The 5127-nt window shown below is 70.6% G+C and carries 3 protein-coding genes, 1 tRNA gene and 1 pseudogene; 2 read left to right on the forward strand and 3 right to left on the reverse strand.

All coding sequences use genetic code 11. The features are described 5' to 3' along the window. The first annotated feature begins 60 nt into the window (after positions 1-60). Positions 61-2184, forward strand: coding sequence for an alkaline phosphatase family protein (locus GV126_RS06115; RefSeq protein ID WP_159663349.1), 2124 nt, complete (start codon positions 61-63; stop codon positions 2182-2184). A 479-nt stretch (positions 2185-2663) separates the two neighbouring features. After that, on the forward strand, positions 2664-3806 hold the full coding sequence (locus GV126_RS06120; RefSeq protein ID WP_159663351.1) for a hypothetical protein: 1143 nt from the start codon (positions 2664-2666) through the stop codon (positions 3804-3806). A 191-nt stretch (positions 3807-3997) separates the two neighbouring features. Here GV126_RS06120 and GV126_RS06125 read toward each other — a convergent pair whose 3' ends face one another. The 3 genes and pseudogenes from GV126_RS06125 to GV126_RS06135 form a co-directional block, all read right to left on the reverse strand. Continuing rightward, on the reverse strand, positions 3998-4219 hold the full coding sequence (locus tag GV126_RS06125; protein ID WP_419796018.1) for a hypothetical protein: 222 nt from the start codon (positions 4217-4219) through the stop codon (positions 3998-4000). Between the two features lie 258 nt (positions 4220-4477). Continuing rightward, positions 4478-4561 (reverse strand) — tRNA-Leu (locus GV126_RS06130). A gap of 182 nt (positions 4562-4743) precedes the next feature. Beyond that, positions 4744-4959 (reverse strand): annotated as a pseudogene (locus GV126_RS06135) (aldehyde dehydrogenase family protein); the annotation flags it as partial. Positions 4960-5127 lie beyond the last annotated feature (168 nt).

Below are 5127 nucleotides of genomic sequence, written 5' to 3' on the forward strand. Positions count from 1 at the left end.
CCCGCACGACGAACCCTCACCCGGCCCGTCCCAGCGTTATCTGACGAGAGGTCCCCCTTGATGACCACGCCCACCCTCACCGAGTCCGAGTCCGTGTCCGCGCCCGAGTCCGCGTCCCCCTCCGAGTCCGCGTCCCCCTCCGACTCTGCGTCTCCCTCCGACTCCGCGTCCACCGACAGTCCCCGCGGTGAGCTCCGCGTCACCCGGCGCAGAGCCCTCCAGACCGCCGCGGGTGCCCTGGGCGCGCTGGCCGTCGGCTCCGTCGCCGAGATCGCCGGCGCCACGAACGCACGTGCCGCCGACTACGTCCTGCCCAAGGGCTACAGGGGCGACATGTCCGATCTGAAGCACGTGGTGGTCCTGATGCAGGAGAACCGCTCCTTCGACCACTACCTGGGCCAGCTGCCGGGTGTGCGCGGGCACCACGACAAGCAGGTGCTGAGGTTCCAGGACGGCACCGACGTCTTCCAGCAACGCGACGCCGACGGCACGATCGTGACGCCGGCCGTCTCGACGGCCACCTGGAGCGACAACCACACCTTCTACGGCGCCAACGGCGGCCGCTGGAACACCTGGGTGAAGGACAAGGGCGACCACTGCATGTGGTACTACACACCCGACCACATGCCGTGGATGTACTCGCTCGCCGCCCAGTACACCGTCTGCGACATGAACTTCTGCTCGCTGCACGGGCCGACCATCCCGAACCGCTACTACCTGATGTCCGGTACCGCGGGCGGCGAGACCTCCAACGCCGGGCAGAACAACTACTCCCGGACCTGGCTGACCGTGCCCGAGCAGTTGGAACAGGCCGGCATCAACTGGCGCGTCTACTGCGACAACAGCGGCAACGGCGTCGGCCGCAGCCTGCAGAGCGGGTTCATCGGCGAGTACGGCTGCAACGTGACCAACAGCTTCAAGGCGTTCGACCCGCGGACCGCGAGCGAGGAGGACCTGGCCCCCGGCACCGGCAAGATCTGGAAGGCCAACTCCTTCGTCTACTCGGGCGCGACCACGCCCGACGACGACTCGGAGGAGAACCTGAACGCGGTGCTCAGGGACCTCATCGCGGCCTGCGAGCCGAACGCCGAGCACCCGCTGCCGGAGGTGTCGTGGGTCGTCATGCCGGCGGCGTGGAGCGAACACCCGAACTTCGACACCGTGCACGGCGAGCGCTACATGAACAAGGTGCTCCAGATCCTGCAGAGCAACCAGGACATCTGGAACCACACCCTCGTGATCATCACCTACGACGAGAACGACGGGAAGTTCGACCACGTGCTCCCGCCGCGCCCCGAGCCGGGCACACCGGGCGAGTTCGCCGGCACCACCCCCTACGGCTTCGGGCCGCGGGTGCCCATGCTGCTGGTCTCGCCCTGGACCCGCGGCGGCCATGTCGCCTCGGAGGTGTTCGACCACACCTCGGTCGTCCGGTTCCTCGAGACCTGGGCCGCGTATCTCGGCAAGCCGTTCACCTGTCCGAACATCACCGCCTGGCGCCGCTCGATCGCCGGTGACCTGACCAGCGCGCTCGACTTCGCCCACCCCCGGCCGGGCCCCGTGGAGATCGCCGACCCGGTCGACGGGACACCGCCGTCGTTCCCGGAGGGCGGGATGAAGCCGCGCGGCCTGTCCTTCCACCCCCACGCCACGCTCACCGAGGACCGCGCCACCGGCACGGTGACCGCGTCGATGACGCTGACCGGCGGTCCCGAGGGCAAGGCCGTGAGCTTCCAGGTCTTCCCGGACAAGTACCGCGACTTCTCCAACACGCCGTTCACCGTCTCCGCCTCCCACCCGCGCCAGTACACCTGGGACACCGGCGAGACCGACGGGAAGTACGCCTTCTCCGTCTACGGCCCCGACGGTTTCCTGCGCTCCTTCGCCGGCCAGGTCGTCCCCGCCGGCCGGACCGACGCGGCGATCCCGCGGGTCCATGTCGAACTGCTCACCGGCCGGCACCCCAAGGTCCGCTTCATCCTGCGCAACGACGGCCGGCGGCCCGTCCACTACACCCTGACGGCCCACGACTACGCGGGCGGCACCCGCCACCGCACCGTGCCCGGCGGCAAGTCGGCCGTCGTCGACTGGCCGACGGAGCACGGCTACTACGACGTGGTGATCACCGACGGCTCCGCAACCGGCTGGACCCAGCGGTACGCCGGCCGCGTGGCGACCCTGTGAACCACGGTCCTGGCCGGCGCCCGGGGGAGGGCACCGACTCCATGAGCGCCGCCTGACCGTCCTCGGCCGCGCCTTGAATTCCGCAGCGGGATTTTCGCATGAGGGCGGCACGAACGCCGATTCCGTGACGTCGGACGTGTCGTACTGACGTATTGCCCGGGTCGCGGTACCGATGGCGCTGTCCACCGCCCTCGGTACCACCCTGCACTCGCGGCCGCCGGGCTGATCGGTCAGGTCGGCGCGGCGGCGCTCCATGTGCGTTCCGTCTGCACGCCGATCGCTCTGCTCGTGCTCGCGCTGACCCGCGTGACCCGCCACGGCACCGCTCGCCTCACGACGCGCTAAGGTTGCGCGGCAAGGGGAGGACAGGGCGGCCGTTGTACCGCTCACCGAATCACCGGCCGGAGACGCCGGCAGGGGTGGCCCGCACCGCACCCTTCAGCTCGGCCGGCCGCGGAACAGCCTGGGGGTAACGCGCCATGACGGACGCGCCGACGCACGCCGCCGACACCGACGCGGACGAAGTCGCCAAGGACGACGCCGCCGACCGGAAGGTCGTCGAGCAAGAACAGGCCGAGATCAAGGACTTCGTCAAAGGCCTGAGCGCGGACGACATCAAGTCGGGCAACTGGTTCACCAAGCTCGCCGCTCATGCCATGAACGCGTACACCGAGAAGGTCGACTGGCAGTACTTCCAGGATCGGTACCCCGGCGTGCCCGCGGATGCCATCGTGGACCAGCGGATCAAGATGGCGTCCCGGTACGCCGCGCTCGAAGGCGGGCTCTCCGCCGGGGCCTACACGGCGACCGTGGCCGCCACCATCGGCAGCCTCGGGGGTGCCTCACCGGCGACCGTCCCCGCGGCCGTGGCGACCATGATGGTCGACGTCGCGTTCACCACCCAGCTCCAGCTCCGCCTGGCCTACGACATCTCCGTGCTCTACCGGGTCCCGCTCGACGTGCACGACCCCGAGGACCTGTGGAAGCTCATCCGCGTGGCCTTCACGATCAAGAGCGGGGAAGCCGCCCGCGAAGGTGTCGCCAAGGCGGTCCCGGCCCTGGTGCGACCGTTGGTCAAGCGGTTCTACTCGAAATCGGTGCTCACCGCCGGGAAGGCGCTCCCCGTCGTCGGGAAGCACCTCCTGCAGCGCAACGTCATCAAGATCGGCATCCCCTTGGTCGGCGTCCCCCTCGCCGTCCTGCTCAACCGCTACACCACGCTGCTCGCCGGACGGCACGCGCGGGCCGTGTTCCGGAACGAGGCGCGGGTGATCGAACTCGCCGAGGGGATGAGCCGGAGCAGTCGGCACCCGCGGTTGCTGCTCTGGGTCGCATGGCTCGTCATCAAGGCGAAGGGGAACGCCAAAATCGCCGACGACGAGGCGCTTCTGATGCGGCATCTGGTGCGGCTGGTCCGGGAGCGGCACGAGGTGGTCGACGAGCAGCTCGCGCACGTGGTCGATCTCGACCCCGCCGAGGTGTGGAAGCGCGTGGACGCCGAGCCGGGCGATCTCAGCGATGTCCTGGACGCGGCGGAGCGCGTGGCCACCGTGGACGGTGACGTCACCTCCCGCGAGAAGGCGGTCCTCAAGGAGCTTCGGGAGCGGTGCCGCCGGGGCTGACGCCGCCGTGCGGCACCGCTCGCACGCCGTGGCCGTACGGCCGTGTACAGCGCGCGGCCGTACGAGAGGCTGGCGCTGATCACTGGGCGACCCTGCGCGCGTCCGGCCCTTCCGCTCGGTGAACCCACCGAGTGCGCCACCCGGCGTCAGCCCTCCCGGACCCGCTGAGCCGCAATGGTCCGTTCCGGGGGTCACAGGCCGGCGACGTCCCCGATTCTCCCGAGCACGTCGAGCGCGCCCTCCACGGCGCGGTGCCGCTTCTCGCGTGCCGCCCGGTCCGCCGGCACCAGCCGTGCGACGGTCTGCGCGGCGTAGGCGTCCGGGTCGCCGAAGGCGGTCCGCGGGGACTCTCCGGTCTCCGCGCAGTGCGCCGTGACGTCCTTGACCGCCTGGAGCACGACCGCCCGGTCCACGCCGGGTTGCATGGCCAGTCGTACCCGGACGCCAGGGCGGTGGGGCGCCGCTCCGGCTGGGCCAGAAGATCCGCGGCAACGGTCTTGACGGCCACCGGCCGCTCCAGGTGGACCCGCAGCGAACTGCTCCACGTTCGCTTCCCTCGGTGAGCCCCAGTGGCCTGTCGATCAGCCCTGGGCATCGCCGTCAGCCGCGCACACGCAACGAGGACCGCGACCGTCAGGTCGGGGTCCTCGATTTTCTACCGCTGTGGTGAGTGTCCGAGGGGGGACTTGAACCCCCACGCCCTATACGGGCACTAGCACCTCAAGCTAGCGCGTCTGCCATTCCGCCACCCGGACTTGGTGTCTGTCGGCCGGCGGGGTCTCCCGCGCGGCGACAGGGACAACCATACCAAGGTTTCGCAGTGGCTTTCACCTGCGTATCCGTCCCTGAGCGGTGGTAGGACCGAGGGCGGCGGAGGAGGTGTGGCGGCGTCACGGTTCGTGAGGTGATCGTCGCTCTCGGCGGTGTGGTGGCCGCCTCACGGCATGAGCTGGTACTCCGGGAAGTTCCCCGGCAGCCGCTCCCCCGGCGCTCCGCGCGTCACCGCGCGGATCAGGAGGTCGCCGCCGACGAAGGCGCCGCGCCAGGAGGCGCCGAAACCGCCGAACAGCTCGTCGCGGTCGCCGCGGGAGCGGGGCCTGCCGTGGCCGACCTTGAAGGCGCGGATGTGGGGGGCCAGGCGGGCGAGGGGGGCCGGGGCCGGGCTGCTTGGAGGCGCGGCCGGGGGGCGGGGCGTGGGGGCCGGGCCGGCCGGATCCCCTCCCTTTTTCACACCCGGCGCCGCCGGCCGCCCCCTACAGGGGAGCCCTGCTGGGCGTGGGGCGGGTACGATAAACCAAACAACCGCGTGCTGACTAAGGCC

The organism is Streptomyces mexicanus (genome assembly GCF_902506575.1).
Classification (GTDB): Bacteria; Actinomycetota; Actinomycetes; order Streptomycetales; family Streptomycetaceae; genus Streptomyces; species Streptomyces mexicanus.